An 18,751-nucleotide genomic window follows, 5' to 3' on the forward strand; every position below is an offset into this window, starting at 1 on the left:
ACTCCGACACCCGCGGAGGTACCCGCCCGCTACCCCGCCGCCGCGGGCTCCGCCAGCAGGAACGCGGTCTCCACCAGCGCGATGTGACTGGACGCCTGCGGCGCGTTGCCCAGTTGGCGGCCGGCGTCGGGGTCCCACTGCTCCGAGAGCAGACCGAGGTCGTTGCGGATCCCCAGCACCCGCTCGAAGACCTCCGTCGCCTCCTCCCGGTGGCCGGTCGTGGCGAGCGCGTCGGCGTACCAGAGCGAACACGCCACGAACGCGCCCTCGCCGCCCGGCATCCCGTCCACACCGTGCACGCCGTGGCCGTTCGGCACGTACCGCCGTACGAACCCGCCGTGGGACAGGTCCCGCATCGCCCGTACGGTGCCGCGCACCCTCTCGTCCCCCGCGGGCAGAAAGCCGAGACGGGGTATCAGCAGCGCGGAGGCGTCCAGGTCCGTCGAGCCGTACGACTGCACGAAGGCCCCCCGGCCGGCGTCCCATCCCTCCCGGCACACCTGCCGGTGGACCTCGTCCCGCAGGGCCCGCCACGCGTCCGAGGAGCCGTTCCTGCCGAGGAGCTCGCCCATGCGCAGCGCGCGGTCGGCCGCCACCCAGGTCATGACCTTGGAGTGGACGAACTGCCGTGCCGGTCCCCGCACTTGCCACAGCCCCTGGTCCGGCTCGCGCCAATGGCGGCCGAGGTGGCTCATCATGCCCTCCACGAGCCTCCACAGATGACCCGGTACGGGGATGCCCGCGCGCAGCGACAGCAGGAGCGCGTCGAGCACCTCGCCGTACACGTCGAGCTGGAACTGGCTCACCGCGGAGTTCCCGAAGCGGACCGGGCGGGAGTCCTCGTATCCGGGCAGCCAGGGTGCCTCCGTCTCCGGGAGCAGCCGCTGTCCGGCGACGCCGTACACGGTCTGGAGATCGGCGGGTTCCCCGGCGATGGCCCGTACCAGCCAGCCGAGCCAGGCCGTCGCCTCCTCGCGGTAACCGCCGCGCAGCAGACAGGACAGGGTCAGCGCGGAGTCCCGCAGCCAGCAGTAACGCTGGTCCCAGTTGCGTTCGCCGCCGATGAGGCCGGGCAGCGAGGTGGTCGGGGCGGCCACGATGCCGCCGGTGGGCGCGTAGGTGAGCGCCTTCAGCGTGATCAGGGACCGCACCACGGCCTCGCGCCAGGGTCCCTGGTAGCGGCACTGGGCCGCCCAGCGCCGCCAGAAGTCACCGGTCTCCTTGAGCACCGTCTCCGCCGGGACGGACAGCGGTGCGGGCGGTTCGGTCCGGTACGAGGGCGCCCACACGAACGTGAGGGTCGTCCTGCGCCCGGCCCGCACGGTGAACTCGTGGACGGTGGAGCCGTCGGCGCCGGGTTCCGCCTCCAGACCCTCCGCGTTCAGCCAGACGGCGTCGGGTCCGGCAACCGCCACCGTGCAGACCTCGCCGGCCTGGATCCAGGGCACCACCCTGCCCTGGTGGAAGCGCAGCCGCAGTTCGCTGCGCATGGGTACGGATCCCCACAGACCTTCCACCACGCGGACGACGCAGGGCAGTTGACTGCGCGGTGGCATGAAGTCGATGACCCGGACCGCGCCCGTGTCCGTCTCCCAGCGGGACTCCAGGACGAGGGTGTCCTGGCGGTAGGCCCGGCTCGCGCAGTGCGGCCGCTCGGCCCGGGAGACGGGCGCGATCCGCCAGAATCCGTTGTCCGGTGTCCCCAGCATCGCGGCCAGGGCGGCCGGCGAGTCGAAGCGGGGCAGGCACAGCCAGTCGATGGAACCGTCCCTGCCAACCATGGCAGCGGTTTCCAGATCGCTGATGAGGGCGTAGTCCTCGATGGGTGCGTTCATGATCGAAGCCACGCCGCCGTGTTCTTTGCCGCCTTTCCAGCATACGGCGGTGGCCCCGAAGCGCATCCTGACCAGGCGATTTCCGGGGCGCCCCGGACCGTCGCGGAGAGCCGGAGGAGTTCGCTGACACGCATACGGATAAGCTGACACGCATACGGATAAAGGGGGACCCGGGGAGCTTTCCACCCGAATAGCTTGCATTTACGCTGTATGCATACGCTTCACCCTCGTAGATGACAGAGTCGGCACAAGCGGGAATTTCGGGCGGGCGGCCTTACGGAGGCAGGGCATGGCCAGGGAACGGGCGCGGGACAAGGACGGCGAGGACGACGCCCCGGCGCGGCGGGCCAGCGACCGGGGCCACTACGGCCGGCTGAGCCGCGAACGCGTGCTCGCCGCCGCCCTGGACCTGGTGGACGAGGAGGGCCTCTCCGCGCTGAGCATGCGCCGGCTCGGCGCCCGGCTCGGCGTGGAGGCGATGGCCCTCTACCGGTACGCGGACGGCAAGGACGCCCTGCTGGACGGACTGGTGGAGGCCCTGTACCTGGAACTGGTGGAGCGCCTGTCCGCCGGTTCCCCGCCGGAGGGTGCCGCCTCGCCGGACCCGGCCGCGTGGCGCGCCGAACTCCACCGGATCGCACGGGCGATGTACGAGGTCTGTCTCGCTCATCCCCGGGCCGTGCCGTTGCTGTCCACCCGTATGCTCGCCGTCCCGTTGGCCAGGAGACCGCTCGCCGTGCTCAAGGAGCACGAGCGTGTCCTCGCCCTGCTCATGGACGCGGGGCTCGGCCTTGAGCGCTCCGCGGCGGTCTTCCGTGCCTTCACCGGCTGGGCGCTCGGTTATGTCTCCGTGGAGCTGCGGGCCATGGTGGACAACCCCGAGGAGGTGGACCCCGCCTTCCGTCTGGGACTGCACCGGATGCCGCCCCAGGAACTGCCCCGGCTCCGCGAGATCGCCGCGACCCTCGCCGAGCGCGGCGGCCCGGAGGGTCTGGACGCCGGTCTGGACGCCCTGCTCGACCGCTTCGCACCCGAGTCCGCGCAGGACTGAGCGGCGACGACGCACGGCGGCCCCGTGGCCCGCCACCGCTCGTGCTGAAGATGCACCGGCCCTTCCCCCGTGCCTACGATCAACAATGCCCCGGAACCCGGCGAACGGTCCTGTGCCGTCCGATGCGACGGCCCCGTGCCGTCCGACGTAGGGAGGCGGTTCGGCTTGCTGCGGGCACTTCGCCTCGGAGGCGGCTTGCTGCGGCCACGGCGCCTCGGTGTGTACACCCTCCTGGTCGCGGCCACCACCATCGTGTACATGGCCGTCTCCTTCACCCGGACCCCGCTGTGGGCCGTCATCGGACTCGGCGGCGTCGCGGCCATGCTCACGGGGATCGTCGTCAACCGCCCGGCGCACCGCTGGCCGTGGCTGCTGCTGGCCGCGGGGCTGCTGGCGTTCTCCGCGGGCGACACGTCGTACAACGTGATGGAGTCGTACTTCCACTTCAACAACCCGTTCCCCTCCCCCGCGGACGCCTGCTACCTCGCCGTGTATCCGCTGTTCGCCGGCGGTCTCTACGGACTCGTCCGCTACCGCTGGCCCGGCCACGACCTGCCGAGCCTGCTCGACGCGCTGATCTTCGCCCTGGGTCTGGCCCTGCCCGTCTGGGTCTTCCTGGTGCAGCCGCTCACCCACGTGCCCGGCATGACCTGGCAGCAGCGCGCCATCAGCATCGCCTACCCGCTCGGCGACGTGCTCGTCCTCGCGATGCTGACCCGCCTGCTGGTGTCCGGCTCCGGCTCCGGCCGCATCCCCTCACTCCGCCTCCTCGTCCTCGGCACGGCGACCCTGCTCACCTTCGACATCGCGTACGGGATCCTCCAGCTGAACGACCTGTGGCAGACCGGGACCCTGCTCGACTCCGGCTGGATCGTGTTCTACACGGCCTGGGGCCTCGCAGGACTGCATCCCTCGATGGTGCAGCTGACCCGGCCCGTGGTGCGGCGCGAGTCGCTGCGGCCCACACGCCGTCGGCTGCTCGCGCTCGCCGCGGCCACCCTGGTGGCACCCGCGATCCTGCTCTACGAGGGGCGGCGCGGGAACGCCCAGGACGCCGCCGTCATCGCGGTCTTCTCGGCGGCGCTCTTCCTGCTGGTGCTGCTGCGCCTGTCCGGGATGGTGGTGGCCCACCGCAACGCCGTGGAACGCGAGTTGGCCCTGCGCACCGCGGCCACCGCCCTCGTCGCGGCCGTCCGGCCGCAGGACGTGGAGATGGCGTGCGACACCGCGGTCAGCACGCTGTTCGGGTCCACGGTCGCCTACCGGAGCCTCGTGCTGCCGGCCGAGTACGCGAACGGGCTGGCCACCCGCCGCTCCGAGCTGGTGGCCACCGAGCAGCTCGGAGCGGACATCGCCGGCCGGCTCGACGGCCTGCCCAACACGCTCGTGTGCCCGATGATCCCGCCCGACGAGCCGACCGAACAGCTGCCCGGCGTCCTGCTGGCGGCCGGTCCCGAGCAGCAGCTCCGCGAGATCCAGAGCTCCCTTGAGATCCTCGCCTCGCACGCCGGTCTGGCCGTGGAACGCATCGCGCTGCGCCAGGAGATCACCCGCAAGGAGAGCGAGGCGTACTTCCGCACGCTGGTGCGCAACGCCTCGGACGTCATCCTCATCGTCGAGGACGACAACACGGTCCGGTACGCGAGCCCGTCCGCGCGCGCCGTGTTCGGCCAGGCCGAGCTGACCGGGGCGCCCCTGCCCGAACTGGTGGACTCCAGGGACCGGACCCGGGTCGTCAAGGGACTCGCGGCCCTGCGCGAGGACGGGGGCTCGGAGAACCACGACCACTGGTGGGTGCTGCGCGACGGCGGCCGCATCGAGGTCGAGGTGCGGTGCAGCGACCTGCGCCAGGACCCCACGGTGGCGGGGCTCGTCATCACGCTGCGGGACGTGACCGAGCAGCGGCGTCTGGAACACGAGCTGACCGAGCGCGCCTTCCACGATCCCCTGACCGGTCTGCCCAACCGGACCCTGCTCCTGGAGCGGATCGAGCGCGCGCTGCTGCGCAGCCGCCGCGGGGCGAGCCTGACCTGTCTGCTCTTCATCGACCTCGACGACTTCAAGATGGTCAACGACACGATGGGGCACTCGACCGGCGACCATCTCCTGACGGCCGTCGGCGAACGGCTCTCGGGCGCCCTGCGCCGCACGGACACCGCCGCACGGCTCGGGGGCGACGAGTTCGCGGTGCTGATGGAGGACGCGAAGAAACCGCTCGACGCCGAACTGCTCGCGGCGCAGGTGATCCAGGCTCTGAGCAGGCCGTTCAGCCTCCGTGAGGGCTCGGTGAACGTGTCCGCGAGCGTCGGCGTGGCCACCGCGAGGGACAGCACGGACGCCGAGGAACTCCTCGGCCACGCCGACCTGGCCCTCTACGCGGCGAAGGCGGCCGGCAAGCGGCAGTGGCGCAGGTTCCTGCCCCGGCTGCGGGTGCGGATGGTGGAACGACACGATCTCCAGGCCCGTCTCGACGGCGCGGTGGCCCGGTCCGAGTTCACCCTGCGCTACCAGCCCGTCGTCGACATCGCCGCGGGCGAGGTCGTCGGCTTCGAGGCCCTGGCCCGCTGGCCGCGTCCGCACCACGAGCCGGTTCCGCCCGACCAGTTCATCGCCCTCGCCGAGGAGACCGGGCACATCACACCGCTGGGTGCGTGGGTGCTGTCGAACGCCGTCACCGACATGGCCGGACTTCAGAGGTCGGCCCACGGGGCCGACCCGCCGTACGTCAGCGTCAACGTCTCCCCCCGCCAGTTCCGCGACAGCGGCTTCCTCGGCGAGGTGCGCAAGGCGCTGGAGACTCCGGGACTTGCGCCCGGGTCGCTCCAGCTGGAGCTCACCGAGACGGTGCTGATGCGCCGGGACGCCCAGATCCAGGCGGTGCTGTACTCGCTCAAGGATCTCGGCGTGCACATAGCCGTCGACGACTTCGGCAGCGGCTACTCGTCGCTGCGGTACCTGCGGGACTTCCCCGTCGACGTACTGAAGATCGACAAGACGTTCATCGACGACATCGCGCTGGACACTCGACAGGTCGCGCTGGTCGAGGGAATAGTCGGTCTCGCCGACACACTGGGTATCCAGGTGATCGCCGAGGGGATCGAGGATCCGGTGCAGCGGGATCTCCTGGCCGGCATGGGATGCCGGTTCGGACAGGGGTTCCTCTTCGCCCGGCCGATGACGGTGCAGCAGAGCGAGTTCCTGCTGCGGCAGCGCGACGGGGTTCGCAACCCGGTACGGCCCACCGCCGCGAAGGCGGAAACGAGGTACGGAATGGGACAGACGGAGCCGGCGCCCGCCGACCCCCACGACGATCGGCCGTCCCCGCCCGAGACGGCGCAGACCGACGGCGAACGGACGGAGGGCCCGCGACCCGAAGGCCCACAGCCCGAGAACCCCCGACAGGACGGCCCGCCGGCCGAGCAGACCCGATCCGGCGGCCCTCCGGCCGACAGCACACGCCCCGACCTCCCTCGGTCCGAGAACGAGCGGTCCGACGACCCGCGGACCGGGAACCCACGCTCCGACGGAGGGCCCGCCGAGGGCACACGCCGGTCCAGGCGCTGGCGGGACCTGGAGCATCTGCGGCAGACCAGCCCCATGAGCGACGCCGTCCTGGACGAGGTGCGCGGCCGGCACATCCGCAGCGGCGACCACTGGATGATCGACTTCGCCTCCTGCAACTACCTCGGCTTCGACTGCGATCCGGAGATCATCCAGGCGATCGAGCCGGCCGTACGGCGCTGGGGCACCCACCCCAGCTGGTCGCGGCTCATCGGCAGTCCCCGGCTGTACCCCGACATCGAGGAGCGGCTCGCCGACCTGCTCGGTGCGCCGGACACGCTGCTGCTCCCCACGGCGACCCTGATCCACGCCTCGGTGATCCCCGCCCTGGCCGGCCCCGGCCATGTCTTCGTCGAGGCCACGGCGCACCGGACCGTGTTCGACGGATGCGTGGGGGCCCGCGGACAGGGGGCGACGCTGCGCCGCTTCCACGTCGGGCGCCTCGACGAACTGGCCACGATGCTGGACGAGGTCCCCGCGGGCCTGCCCCGGCTGGTCTGTCTGGACGGCGTGAACAGCATGAGCGGGAACATCCCCGACCTGCCGGCCCTGGCCGCGGTGTGCAGGCCGCGGAACGCCCTGATGTACATCGACGACGCACACGGCTTCGGCGTCATCGGGGAGCGCCGCCCGAACGAGTCGTGTCCGTACGGCGACCGCGGCAACAGCGTCGTACGGCACACCGGGGAGTCGTACGAGGGGATCGTGCTCGTCGGCGGGTTCTCCAAGGCATACTCGTCGCTGCTGGCCTTCCTCGCGCTGCCCAGTTCACTCAAGGACCGGCTCAAGACCACCGCGGCCCCCTACCTCTACTCGGGCCCCTCGCCCACCGCCTCCCTCGCCACGGCGCTGGCCGGCCTCGACGTCAACGACAGCCGCGGGGACGCCATCCGAGCCGATCTGTACCGCAAGACCGGGCGGGTGCTCGATCATCTGGAGGAAATCGGGGCGGGCACGCTGAACACGGACCGCCTTCCGATCATCGAGATCCCGCTGGCGGACGCCGACGACCTGGACGCGGTCGGCGGGTTCCTGTGGGACAACGGCATCTACGTGACCCTGGCGGCCTATCCCCTCGTACCGCGCGACCGGGTCGGATTCCGGGTCCAGCTGACCGCGCTCAACTCCGACGAGGACGTCGACCGGCTCAACGACACACTGACGCGGCTCACCGAGCGCTATCGGCTGCGGCCGAGGGACGGAGTCCACGATGACGGTGCTCAATGACGACGTGGACTGGGACAGCTGGCCGGTCGAGGACTATCTGGCGGAGAACTACCGCGAGTTGCATCCGTCGGACGCGGCCGTCATCGCCCACCACAGCGCGTTCTACCGGCAGTTCGCGCCGGGCACCGTCGCCCGGTCCGCGGAGATCGGGGCGGGTCCCAACCTCTACCCGCTGATCCTCGCGTCCGCCGCCAGCCGCCGTATCGACGCCGTCGAGGCGGGCGCCTCCAACGCCGCCTATCTGGCACGGCAGTTGAGTGGGCCGCCGGACCGGAGCTGGCTGCCCTTCCACGCGTTGTGCCGCAGTCTCGACCCCGGCGTACCCGAGACCCTGGAGGAGTCGCTGGCCCCGGTGCGGCTCGTGCACGGCGACCTGCGGTCCGTCGAACCGGGGAGCTACGAGCTCGTCTCCATGCACTTCGTCGCCGAGGGTGCCACCGAGGACTTCGCGGAGTTCGAGGACTTCTGCCGCCGGTTCGTCGCGTGCGCCGAGCCCGGCGGGCATCTGGTCGCCGCCTTCATGGAGAACATGCCGACCTACCGGATCGGCGCCGACTCGCGCTGGCCCGGCTGCCCGGTGGACACCGACGTGATCACCGAGGTGTTCACGCCGCTCACCGACCGGCTCACGGTCGACCGCATCCCGTCGGACCCGACCCTGCCGGACTACGGGGACTCCGGGATGATCCTGCTCACCGGGACGGCCGCGGCCTCACCCACCGGATGAGTCCGCGCCGCCCCTCCCGGCCGCGAGCCCGGCGGGGCCCTGCGGTCGTTCCGCTCAACCGAGTTCCAGCGACGTCACTCCGTGGACGCGGTCGCGCGCCGATGCCCTGACGGGCCCGGTGTACATACGGGCCGTCTCGAAGGAGGGGCTCAGGCCGAGCTCCTCCACCAGGGCGACGGCCGCCGTGTTCGACCGGGGCACGTCCACGGCGAGCTCCTTGCCGCCCGCGTCGGCGGCGAGCGCGGTGAACAGGGCGCGGGCGTCGTCGGCGGTGTCGGCGAACAGCGGGCCGACGCGCAGGCAGTCACGCGCCGGACGGATCACGGCGTATCCGCTCAGCCGGCCGCCGTCGGCGTGGCGGACGAAGGTGCGGTGCCCGGGGGCGGTCAGCCACGACTCCAGGAACACCGGCCGGTCGGCCGGGTGGCAGGCGCTGTCGTACGCCGTGATCGCTTCGTGGTCGGCGCCGCCCGCGGCACGCACGCCCGACGGCTCCGGCCCCACGGGGACCACACCGGTGAACCGGGCCGTCCTGTAGGCGAGTTCGAAGCCGGACTTGCGGTAGTTGTCCTGCTGCGCGACCACGCCGTCGAGGCCGACGGTCCGGTCGCCCGCGTGGGCGAGGGCCGTCTCCCAGGTGGCGAGACCGTAACCCTTCCCGCGCAGATCGGGGCGCACGAGATAGAAGCCCAGGAAGGCGTAGTCGGCGCTGTAGTTGACGACCGAGATGGCCGAGACCGGTTCCCCGCCGACGCGTCCGATGAAGAAGCCCGCGGGATCCTGCGCGAAGAAGCTCGCGCTGTCGGACAGGCCGGGGTTCCAGCCCTCGTCCGCCGCCCAGCCCCCGACGACCTTCCAGTCGTCGAGCGTGGCCTGGCCGACGACGAGGCCGTCCGGTCCCGGAGAGATCATGGGGCACTCCAATGCGTACGGGTGGGGTGTGCGCCGGTGTACGGGGGCGCACAGTGCGCCGGCCGGTCGCCCGGCAGCATCCTCGCCGATCTCCGCGCGGACCGCAGCGACGGGCGCGGTCCACGGGGCCGGATTCGGCCACCGGGGCGGACCCGCTCCGTACGCGCACCGCGACACCGCTCGCCGGGCGCCGGGCGACCGCACCCGGGGAGGACGCGGAGGAGGCTCCGCCGGTCACCCGTCCGGTGGAGCCTCCCGTCCGTGATCGCCGCGGGTCAGCGCACCGAGGCCGGCCGGAACCGGCGGTACAGGACGGCGCCGCCCAGCAGCATCGCCGCACTCGCCGCGACGGCGGACATCGTGCCGTCGGCACCCGTGTGGGCGAGGGTGGCCGCGGTCCCGCCCGGCGGCAGCGCCTTCCCCGGCGTTCCGGAGTCGGGCGTCACCGCGGACGGGGTGGACGGCTTCGGCTCCGGCCTGGCGGGGTGGTGCGCCCGCACCGGCCCCGTGCCCGGGGTGTTGGCCGACTGGTTCCCGACGGCCGGGTTGCCGAGGCCGACCACCGTCACGGAGTTGCCGCTGACGTTGACCGGGAGGTCCACCGGGAGCTGGAGGCCGTTGCCCGAGAGGACACCCGGCGAATCCTTTCCGCGCCCGTGCGCGACCGCACCTCCGCCGTCACGGCCGCCGGCCTCGCCGACCGAACCGCCGTACCCCGCACCACCGTGCCCGACCGTGCCGCCGTGCGTCCCGGCGCCGCCGTGCCGTCCGCCGCCGTGCGCCCCCGCTCCGCCGTGCCGTCCTGGGCCGCCGGTCACGGCGCTCCCGCCTCCGCCCGCGGTGTCGGCGCAGCGGTTGCCCGCGGCGGGATTGAGCAGCCCGGCCACGTTCACCGTGTTCCCGCACAGGTTCACCGGGACGTGCACGGGCAGTTGGACGGTGTTGCCCGAGATCAGTCCGGGCGAGCCCGCCGCCGCGCCCTCGGCCGCGGAGTCGGCGTGCGCCGGCACCACCGCGGCCAGCGCGCCCGAGGCGGCGGCCGCGGCGATCAAACCATTTCGGGTCACCCGTTTCATACGTTCACTGCCTTCCTGACAACGCCGTGGGCGCTCGCCCACATTGCCAAGAACGCCGACGACCGGCCCGAGTTATGGCTTGTCGGCCTTTCACCCCTTCGAGGGTCAGGTATTTCGAACGGCTCCCGGGCCCCGGGGGACAACCGCGCGGGACGGGGACGCCCGGCGGTCCGGCCCGCCCGGAGGCGGGTCCCCGAGGCCGCGTCTATCGTGATCCGGGAGGTATGGCCGGTCCACCGCAGCTGGAGGCAGGCATGCTGTCCGTGCACCAACGCTTCGCGGTCGTGGGGGCCGCGACCGCGACCCTGACCCTGCTGGCCGCCGGCCTGCCGGCGGCGACGGCGACGGCCGACGACGGGCCCGACCTGTCCTCCTTCTACCGCCAGAAGATCGCGTGGTCGGCGTGCAAGGGCGACGGCATGCCCAAGGACCTGCAATGCGGCAAGGTCACCGTCCCGCTGGACTACGCGCACCCGGATCGCGGCTCCCTCGACCTGGCGCTGGCCCGTTACCGGGCGACGGGCCATTCCCGGGGTTCGGTGCTGCTGAACTTCGGCGGCCCGGGCGGCGCCGGCATACCCGGGCTCGCCGCGGGCGGCAAGGACTTCATGGGTCTGACGAACGGCTACGACGTGGTGACCTTCGACCCGCGCGGCGTCGGCCGTTCCTCGCCCGTCAGCTGCGGCGACGGCGCGGACGAGATCTTCGGGACGACGGCCACGGGCTCCGACGTGCAGGCCGCGCTCAAGGCGGTCAAGAGGGCGGCCGACACCTGCGCGAGGCATTCGGGGGCGGTCCTCCCCCACATCGGTACGGTCAACGCCTCCCGCGACCTGGACGTGATGCGCCAGGCCCTCGGCGACAAGAAGCTCAACTACCTCGGATTCTCGTACGGGACGCGGCTCGGCGCGGTGTACGCGGCCCAGTTCCCGAAGAGGACGGGACGGATGGTCCTCGACGGCGTGGACACCCTCACCGAGCCGATCACCGAGCAGGGCCTGGCCGGCGCGGCGGGCCAGCAGACCGCTCTCGACGACTTCGTCACCTGGTGCGCGAAGAACATGGCCTGCCCGTTCGGACAGGACGGGCGCAGCGCGGGCGAGCAGGTGGTCCAGCTCGTGAAGTCGCTCGACGAGGAGCCGGTGCCCTCGGACTACGGCCAGGAATTCACCGGACAGGACCTGGTGGGGGCGATCGGCCAGGCGCTGTACAGCAAGGCGATGTGGCCCGTCCTCGAACAGGCCCTCAGTCTGCTGGTCCAGGACGGCGACACCCACGGACTCACCCAGCTGTACGGCGGCGCCTCCCTGCCCGCCACCTCCACGCCCGTGCGGCAGCGGGCGAAGCACAGCGGCCTCGTGGACGCGGAGGACGTCCCGCTCGACAACCTCCCCGCCGCCCTGATGGCCGTCAACTGCGCCGACGACCCCGACCGGCCCGGCGCCGCCGAGGTCGCCCGGCAGGTGGCGGGGCTGCGAGCCGCCTACGACGAGGCCTCGCCCGTCTTCGGCCGCTACCGCCTCGCCCAGGTCCTGATGTGCTACGGCCGTCCGAAGGGCACCGACTACATACGCGAGAAGGTCCGTGACGTCCCCGCCACGAAGATGCTGCTCGTCGGCACGCGCGGGGACCCGGCGACCCCGTACCGCTGGACCGAGGAGACCGCCAAGCGCCTCGGTTCGTCCGCGGTGGTGCTCGACAACAAGGGCGAGGGACACACCGGGTACGCGTCCTCGAAGTGCGTGCACAACAAGGTCGACGACTTCCTGCTGTACGGGTCGCTGCCGGCCAGCGGCAGCTCCTGCGCGCCGGAGAACGCGGACGGCTACTGACGGGCACTCCCCCGGGGGTGAGGGAGACGGTCCGGGCGGGTGTCCCGATCAGCGGCTTTCGTCCCCATGGGTTTGACTCATGGGGTGCGCCGGATGCTCCCACTGCTGCTCGTCGCCCTCGCTGCCGCGGGGGCGCTGCTCCTCGTGGGCACCGTATCGGCCTGGTGGTGGTGCGCGGCCGGCCCGCTGCTGGCGCTGACGGCGCTCGGCGGCGGCGATCTGGCGCAGCGCCGCCACTCCGTGCTGCGGAACTATCCCCTGACCGGCCATCTGCGGTTCCTGATGGAGGCGCTGCGTCCCGAGCTCCAGCAGTACTTCGTCGAGCGCAACGTCGACGGGCGGCCCTACGACCGCACTGTGCGCACCATCGTGTACGAGCGGGCCAAGGGCGACGAGGCCGAGGAGCCGTTCGGCACGGAACGTGACGTGTACGTGGACGGCTACGAGTTCCTGGAGCCGTCGATGCGCCCCCTGGACCCGCCGGACGAACCGCCGGTCGTCCGGGTGGGCGGCCCCGACTGCACGCAGCCGTACGAGATGTCCCTGCTCAACGTCTCGGCGATGAGCTTCGGCTCCCTGTCATCGAACGCGGTCCTGGCGCTCAACCGGGGTGCGGCGATGGGGGGTTTCGCGCACGACACCGGCGAGGGCGGTCTTTCGGACCATCATCTGCGCGGTGGCGGTGATCTCATCTGGGAGATCGGTACGGGGTACTTCGGGTGCCGTACCGCCGAAGGGGACTTCGAGGAGCGGGAGTTCGCGGACAAGGCGGCGCTGCCCGAGGTGAAGTGCGTGTCCCTGAAGCTCTCCCAGGGGGCGAAGCCGGGGGTCGGCGGGGTGCTGCCCGGGGCGAAGGTGAACGCGGAGATCGCGCGGGTGCGCGGTGTGCCCGAGGGAGAGACGGTGGTGTCGCCTCCGTACCATCGGGTGTTCTCGACGCCGCGGGAGCTGGTGCGGTTCGTCGCGCGGATGCGGGAGCTGGCGGGCGGCAAGCCGACGGGCTTCAAGCTGTGCGTGGGCTCACGGCGTCAGTTCCTGGCCGTGTGCAAGGCGATGCTCGCCGAGGGCGTGACACCCGACTTCATCGTGGTGGACGGTTCCGAGGGCGGGACGGGGGCGGCGCCCCTGGAGTTCGCGGACAACATCGGTACGCCGCTGACCGAGGGCCTGATCACGGTGCACAACGCGCTGGTCGGCGCCGGGCTGCGGGACCGGGTCAGGATCGGTGCGAGCGGCAAGGTCGCGACCGGCTCGGACATCGTCAAACGCCTTCTCCAGGGCGCCGATTACACCAACGCGGCCCGCGCGATGATGTTCGCGGTCGGCTGCGTCCAGGCCCAGCGGTGTCACACGAACACCTGCCCGGTCGGGGTGACGACGCAGGATCCGCGCCGGGTCCGCGCGCTGGACGTGGCCGACAAGTCCGAGCGGGTACGGCGCTACCAGCAAGCCACCGTGCGCAGCGCGAGCCAGATCATGGCCGCGATGGGCGTGCGGGATCCGGGCGAACTCACGCCCCACCGGCTGCTGCGGCGGATCGGGCCGACCACCGTGAGGTCGTACGCGGAGCTGTACGAGTGGCTCGCGCCCGGGGTCCTGCTCGCCGAGCCGCCGATGACCTGGGCGGCGGACTGGACGGCGGCCGACCCGGACTCCTTCTGAGCCGGCCGTCCCGGACTCCGTCCGAGCCGCCGGGTCCCCGGGGGCGCGCCGGGCGTCAGAAATCGACGGGGTCGCGCACGATGGGGCAGGTCATGCAGTGGCCACCGCCGCGCCCTCGCCCGAGTTCGGACCCGACGATGGTGATCACCTCGACCCCGGCCTTGCGCAGCAGGGTGTTGGTCTGGGTGTTGCGGTCGTAGGTGAACACCACGCCGGGCTCCAGGGCGACCGCGTTGTTGCCGCTGTCCCACTGCTGCCGCTCGGAGGCGTACACGTCGCCTCCGGTCTCGACGATCCGCAGTCCGGGCAGTCCCAGCGCCTCGGCGACGACGTCGGTGAAGGCGCGTGAGCCCTCGTCGGTGAGTTCGATCCCCGGGGCCTTGTCGCTGGGCCGCAGGGAGAACGTGTGCACCGAGTCCATGATGGCCGGATACAGGGTGACGAGGTCACGGTCGGCGAAGGTGAAGACGGTGTCGAGGTGCATCGCGGAGCGCAGTCGGGGCATGCCCGCGACGACGATGTGCTCGGCCGCGCCGTTGCGGAAGAGGGCGGCCGCCACCTGGCTGATGGCCTGTCGCGAGGTGCGCTCGCTCATGCCCATGAGGACGACGCCGTTGCCGACCGGCATGATGTCGCCGCCCTCGAAGGTGGCCTGGCCCCAGGTGAGTTCGGGGTCGCCCCACCACACGGTGGAGCCGGCGAAGTCGGGGTGGAAGGAGTAGACGGCCTTCATGAGAAGGGTCTCGTCGTGCCGCGCCGGCCAGTAGAGCGGGTTGAGGGTCAGACCGCCGTAGAGCCAGCAGGTGGTGTCGCGGGTGTAGAGGGTGTTGGGCAGGGGCGGCATGAGGTATTCGCGTACGCCGGTCGACTCGCGGGCCAGGGGGAGATAGCCGGTGCGGAACTCCTCGGGCAGGTCGGCGGTGGAGAGTCCGCCGATCAGGTACTCGGCGAGGGCGGCCGGTTCGAGGGACTCCAGGAAGGCCCGGGTGCCGTCGACGAGTCCGAGTCCGACCTCGTTCGGGGTGATCTTCCGGTCGAGGAGCCAGTCCTTCGCCACGGGCAGGGCCACGGTCTGGGCGAGCAGGTCGTGCAGCTCCACGACCTCCACTCCGCGCCCGCGCAGCTTGTTGACGAAGTCGGCGTGGTCCCGCTGGGCGTTCTCCACCCACATGACGTCGTCGAAGAGCAGGTCGTCGGCGTTGGTGGGGGTGAGCCGGCGGTGGGCGAGGCCGGGTGCGCAGACCAGGACCTTGCGCAGCGTGCCGACCTCGGAGTGGACGCCGTACGCGGGGCGGCCGGCGGTGTCCTGACGGGTCATGGTGTGCCTTTCTCCGGGCCGGGGGCTTAGGCGGTCACAGACTGATCCAGCCCAGCGCCAGGGCGACGATCCCGGTGACGGCACCGGCGACCGAGACGCCGAGGATGACCAGTTCGCGGGGCGAGAACGGCGTCCTGCCCTGCTCGCGGCGCGCCATCACGAACAGCACGGTGGCGGGCGCGTAGACGATGAAGGAGACGAGGAGGTACTTCAGCCCGGCCGCGTACAGCAGGAAGGCCGTGTAGACGGTGGCGGCCGCGGCGACGACGAGGTCGCCGCCGAACCGGCGCCGGGCGATCTTCAGCGCGAAGCCCGCCGCGAGCAGGAACGGGATGAGGGTCAGGGCGCTGGTCAGGTCGAGCGCGAAGTTGAAGGCGTCGTCCGAGAAGAGGGTGACGACCAGGACCACCTGGGTGAGCAGGGTGGTCAGCAGCAGCGCGGGAACGGGGACGTCGGCCCGGGTGGAGCGGGAGAGGAAGCGGGGCATGTCCTCGTCCTTGGCCGCGACGAACAGCACTTCGGCGGCCATCAGTGTCCAGGCGAGGTAGGCGCCGAGCACCGAGACGATGAGGCCGACGCTGACGAAGACCTGGCCCCAGGTGCCGACCGCGCTCTCCAGGACTCCGGCCATCGAGGGCTGTCTGAGCTCGGCGATCTCTCCCATCGGCAGCAGCCCGTACGAGACGATCGTGACCGAGGCGAAGATGGCGAAGACGCTGAGGAAGCCGAGGACGGTGGCGCGGCCGACGTCCTCGCGGCGGCCGGCGTGCCGGGAGTAGACGCTCGCCCCCTCGACACCGAGGAACACGAACACGGTGGCCAGCATGGTGCCTTTGACCTGCTCGAAGAGGGAGCCCGCGTAGGCGGCGCCGCCCCAGTTCTCGGCGAACACATGAGGTTTGAGGTAGAAGAGCGCCAGCACGACGAAGACGAGGATCGGGACGATCTTGGCCACGGTGACGATCCGGTTGATGGCCGCCGCTTCCTTGACCCCGCGCCGGATGAGAAGGAAGAAGGCCCACAGCCCGACCGAGGAGAGCACCACCGCGAGAACGGTGTCCCCGTCGCCGAGCGCGGGTGCGATGGCCCCGATCGTCGACATGATGAGCACCCAGTACGTCACGTTTCCGACGCAGGCGCTGGCCCAGTAGCCGAAGGCCGAGAAGAAGCCGAGGTACTCGCCGAAGCCCGCCTTGGCGTAGGCGTAGACGCCCGCGTCGAGGTCGGGTCTGCTGATCGCGAGCCGCTGGAAGACGAAGGCGAGCATCAGCATGCCCGTGCCGGCGACCGCCCAGGCGATCAGCGCGCCCGCTACACCCGTCTCCTGGGCGAAGCGCCGCGGGAGGGAGAACACCCCGGCGCCGACCATGGAGCCGACGACCATCATGGAGAGGGTGACCAGGGTCAGCTTGGCGGCAGGGGCCGTCTCGGGCTCGGCGTCGGCCTGCGTCATGGGTGTCCCGCGGAGAGGGCATCGTCGTCTGCGACCACGATGCGGGCAACATCATCTGGCGACTTGAGCGACCTTAACAACCAATTGCCCGGAATGCCCGGCGAGGTGCAGAAGGAGCCTGCTCCCAGGGTGCTGCGTCGGCGATCTCCGCGGCCGACAATCGGATCACCGGGACGGAGCGGTCCCGGCCGTCGTCGGAGAGGTGCGCACCGCGTGAGCGAGTTGTTGGGTGTGGCGGTACTGGGTGCCGGACACATGGGAGCCGACCATGTACGCCGCTTGGATCAGGTGGTGAGCGGAGCCAGGGTCGCCGCCGCGGCCGATCCCGACACCGACCGCGCCGGGCGCGCGGCGGCGGGCATCGAGGGCGCGTCGGTCCACGCCGAGGCGGAGGCCGCACTTGACGCGCCCGGAGTGGAGGCCGTACTGATCGCCTCCCCCGGCCCCGCGCACGAGGAGGCCCTGCTCGCCGCGTTCGACCGCGGTCTGCCGGTGCTGTGCGAGAAGCCGCTGGTGCCGGAGTCGGCCGGGGCGCTGCGGGTGATGGAGGCGGAGGCGCGGCTCGGGCGGCGGCTGGCGCAGGTCGGGTTCATGCGGCGGTACGACGCCGAGTACCTGCGCCTCAAGTCCCTGCTGGACGGCGGCCGGCTGGGCCGCCCGCTGATGCTGCACTGCACGCACCGCAACGTCTCCTCACCGCCCGGCTTCACCTCCGCGATGCTGGTCAACAGCTCGGTCTCGCACGAGATCGACGCGGCGCGCTGGCTGCTGGGGCAGGAGCTGACGGCGGTCACCGTGCTGCGCCCCCGGCCCTCCTCCGCCGCCCCGGAGGGGCTGATCGACCCCCAGTTCATCCTGTTCGAGACGGCCGGCGGCGCGCTCGTGGACGTCGAGGTCTTCGTGAACTCCGGGTTCGGTTACCAGGTGGGGTGCGAGGCCGTGTGCGAGGCCGGGACCGCCCGGATCGGGGAGGAGCGCGCCCTGACCGTGACGACGGCCGGCGGCAGGCACGAGGAGGTCGCGCGGGACTACCTCGTGCGCTTCGCCGGAGCGTACGACCGTGAGGTGCAGGCCTGGGTGGACTCCACCCGGGCCGGCCAGGTCACCGGGCCCGGCGTCTGGGACGGGTACGCGGCGTCCGCCGTCGCCGAGGCGGGGGTCAGGTCACTGGAGGGCGGAGGCCGGGTGGCCGTCGAACTCGCCCCGCGCCCGGACCTCTACGCCTGACCGGCCCACCGACCCGTCGGCCCACCCCCACCGGCCCGTCGGCCCACCCCCCGCCGGCCCACCGGCCTCGCGCCGTGGACGCGTCGGGCCGGGCGGGAGAGCGGACAGTTAGCAGTTATCGCTTCAGTGATAGGATCTAACAGAACGCTCTCCCGCACCCCGACCCGAAGAGGCGATGACGTGGCCGCAGACACCCGCAGCGGGACCGGCCCGCGCGACCGGTTCCGGGCGCAGGTGCGCCAGGAGGTGAAGACGGCGGCGCTGCGCCAGCTCGCCGAGGGAGGGCCGGAGGCGCTGTCGCTGAACGCGATCGCCAAGCAGCTGGGCATGACGGGCCCCGCGCTCTACCGCTACTTCGCCAACCGCGACAGCCTGCTGACCGAGCTCGTCGTCGACGCCTACGGGGACCTGGCCTCGACCCTCGCCCGTACCGCCGAGGCCGGCCCGGCCGATCCCGCCGCCCGGCTGACCGCACTGGTCCACGCCTACCGGGCCTGGGCGCTGGCCGAGCCGCATCGCTACCGCCTGCTCTTCCGGGCCCCGATCCAGGGTTACGACGCCCAGGCCGCCGACCTGGTCCAGGCCTCACAGCCGGCCATGACCGTCCTCCTGGACGCGGTGAGCGCCCTGGCCGAGCCGGAGCCCCGGGAGCCGGGAGGCGAGGCGGCGCAGTTCCGGCAGTGGCGGGAGCGGCACGGCTTCGAGGACGTGTCCGAGGCCGTCGCCGCCCGCGCCACGATGCTGTGGGCCCATCTGCACGGCACGGCCGCCCTGGAGATCGAGGGCAACTTCGCCTCCATGGGCATCGATCCGTCCTATCTGTACGACGCCGAGGTGGCGGACTTCGCGCGCTCCCTCTGAACGCTCCCC

12 protein-coding genes are annotated in these 18,751 nt (G+C 71.9%); 7 read left to right on the forward strand and 5 right to left on the reverse strand.

Annotated elements, in window-relative coordinates:
• Nucleotides 1-29 precede the first annotated feature (29 nt).
• A complete protein-coding gene (locus WJM95_RS01635) occupies nucleotides 30-1,835 on the reverse strand; it encodes a glycoside hydrolase family 15 protein (RefSeq protein WP_339127637.1) in 1,806 nt (601 codons plus the stop codon).
• Between the two features lie 289 nt (nucleotides 1,836-2,124).
• On the opposite strand from WJM95_RS01635, the gene WJM95_RS01640 reads away from it, so the two are divergent.
• From WJM95_RS01640 to WJM95_RS01650, 3 genes are all read left to right on the forward strand, one after another.
• Nucleotides 2,125-2,886, forward strand: a complete 762-nt coding sequence (locus tag WJM95_RS01640) for a TetR family transcriptional regulator (RefSeq protein WP_339127638.1) — start codon at nucleotides 2,125-2,127, stop codon at nucleotides 2,884-2,886.
• Nucleotides 2,887-3,144: 258 nt separating this feature from the next.
• Nucleotides 3,145-7,674, forward strand: a complete 4,530-nt coding sequence (locus WJM95_RS01645) for an aminotransferase class I/II-fold pyridoxal phosphate-dependent enzyme (protein ID WP_339135294.1) — start codon at nucleotides 3,145-3,147, stop codon at nucleotides 7,672-7,674.
• Nucleotides 7,658-8,401 (forward strand): class I SAM-dependent methyltransferase, encoded by a 744-nt coding sequence (locus WJM95_RS01650; RefSeq protein ID WP_339127639.1) that lies wholly within the window; start codon nucleotides 7,658-7,660, stop codon nucleotides 8,399-8,401. Before WJM95_RS01645 ends, WJM95_RS01650 begins: the two co-directional genes overlap by 17 nt.
• Nucleotides 8,402-8,455: 54 nt before the next feature.
• Here the strand turns inward: WJM95_RS01650 and WJM95_RS01655 are convergent, their stop codons facing one another.
• Both WJM95_RS01655 and WJM95_RS01660 read right to left on the reverse strand, forming a co-directional pair.
• Nucleotides 8,456-9,313, reverse strand: coding sequence for a GNAT family N-acetyltransferase (locus WJM95_RS01655; protein WP_339127640.1), 858 nt, complete (start codon nucleotides 9,311-9,313; stop codon nucleotides 8,456-8,458).
• A 275-nt stretch (nucleotides 9,314-9,588) separates the two neighbouring features.
• Complete coding sequence (locus tag WJM95_RS01660) at nucleotides 9,589-10,389, reverse strand: chaplin (protein ID WP_339127641.1); 801 nt, start codon at nucleotides 10,387-10,389, stop codon at nucleotides 9,589-9,591.
• A 254-nt stretch (nucleotides 10,390-10,643) separates the two neighbouring features.
• Between WJM95_RS01660 and WJM95_RS01665 the strand changes: the two genes are divergently transcribed.
• Both WJM95_RS01665 and WJM95_RS01670 read left to right on the forward strand, forming a co-directional pair.
• On the forward strand, nucleotides 10,644-12,221 hold the full coding sequence (locus WJM95_RS01665) for an alpha/beta hydrolase (protein WP_339135296.1): 1,578 nt from the start codon (nucleotides 10,644-10,646) through the stop codon (nucleotides 12,219-12,221).
• A 93-nt stretch (nucleotides 12,222-12,314) separates the two neighbouring features.
• A complete protein-coding gene (locus tag WJM95_RS01670) occupies nucleotides 12,315-13,883 on the forward strand; it encodes an FMN-binding glutamate synthase family protein (protein ID WP_339127642.1) in 1,569 nt (522 codons plus the stop codon).
• Between the two features lie 55 nt (nucleotides 13,884-13,938).
• On the opposite strand, the gene WJM95_RS01675 is transcribed toward WJM95_RS01670, so the two are convergent.
• Together WJM95_RS01675 and WJM95_RS01680 are read right to left on the reverse strand one after the other, a co-directional pair.
• Entirely contained in the window at nucleotides 13,939-15,201 is a 1,263-nt protein-coding gene (locus WJM95_RS01675) for an arginine deiminase (RefSeq protein ID WP_339127643.1), read from the reverse strand.
• Nucleotides 15,202-15,235: 34 nt separating this feature from the next.
• Nucleotides 15,236-16,654: a basic amino acid/polyamine antiporter gene (locus tag WJM95_RS01680; protein WP_339127644.1), complete on the reverse strand. Its 1,419-nt coding sequence runs from the start codon at nucleotides 16,652-16,654 to the stop codon at nucleotides 15,236-15,238.
• Between the two features lie 213 nt (nucleotides 16,655-16,867).
• Here WJM95_RS01680 and WJM95_RS01685 point away from each other — a divergent pair, with 213 nt between their 5' ends.
• Nucleotides 16,868-17,881 (forward strand): Gfo/Idh/MocA family oxidoreductase, encoded by a 1,014-nt coding sequence (locus tag WJM95_RS01685; protein ID WP_339127645.1) that lies wholly within the window; start codon nucleotides 16,868-16,870, stop codon nucleotides 17,879-17,881.
• A gap of 180 nt (nucleotides 17,882-18,061) precedes the next feature.
• The gene (locus WJM95_RS01690; protein WP_339127646.1) at nucleotides 18,062-18,742 is read left to right on the forward strand and encodes a TetR/AcrR family transcriptional regulator; all 681 of its coding nucleotides are present in this window, start codon (nucleotides 18,062-18,064) and stop codon (nucleotides 18,740-18,742) included.
• The last annotated feature ends 9 nt before the right edge of the window (nucleotides 18,743-18,751 follow it).

This window comes from Streptomyces sp. f51 (assembly GCF_037940415.1).
Classification (GTDB): Bacteria; Actinomycetota; Actinomycetes; order Streptomycetales; family Streptomycetaceae; genus Streptomyces.

Coding starts and splice junctions, on each gene's coding strand:
- WJM95_RS01635 (WP_339127637.1), bottom strand. CDS start 1,835: ATGAACGCACCCATCGAGGACTACGCCCTCATCAGCGATCTGGAAACC.
- WJM95_RS01640 (WP_339127638.1), top strand. CDS start 2,125: ATGGCCAGGGAACGGGCGCGGGACAAGGACGGCGAGGACGACGCCCCG.
- WJM95_RS01645 (WP_339135294.1), top strand. CDS start 3,145: ATGGCCGTCTCCTTCACCCGGACCCCGCTGTGGGCCGTCATCGGACTC.
- WJM95_RS01650 (WP_339127639.1), top strand. CDS start 7,658: ATGACGGTGCTCAATGACGACGTGGACTGGGACAGCTGGCCGGTCGAG.
- WJM95_RS01655 (WP_339127640.1), bottom strand. CDS start 9,313: ATGATCTCTCCGGGACCGGACGGCCTCGTCGTCGGCCAGGCCACGCTC.
- WJM95_RS01660 (WP_339127641.1), bottom strand. CDS start 10,389: ATGAAACGGGTGACCCGAAATGGTTTGATCGCCGCGGCCGCCGCCTCG.
- WJM95_RS01665 (WP_339135296.1), top strand. CDS start 10,644: ATGCTGTCCGTGCACCAACGCTTCGCGGTCGTGGGGGCCGCGACCGCG.
- WJM95_RS01670 (WP_339127642.1), top strand. CDS start 12,315: ATGCTCCCACTGCTGCTCGTCGCCCTCGCTGCCGCGGGGGCGCTGCTC.
- WJM95_RS01675 (WP_339127643.1), bottom strand. CDS start 15,201: ATGACCCGTCAGGACACCGCCGGCCGCCCCGCGTACGGCGTCCACTCC.
- WJM95_RS01680 (WP_339127644.1), bottom strand. CDS start 16,654: ATGACGCAGGCCGACGCCGAGCCCGAGACGGCCCCTGCCGCCAAGCTG.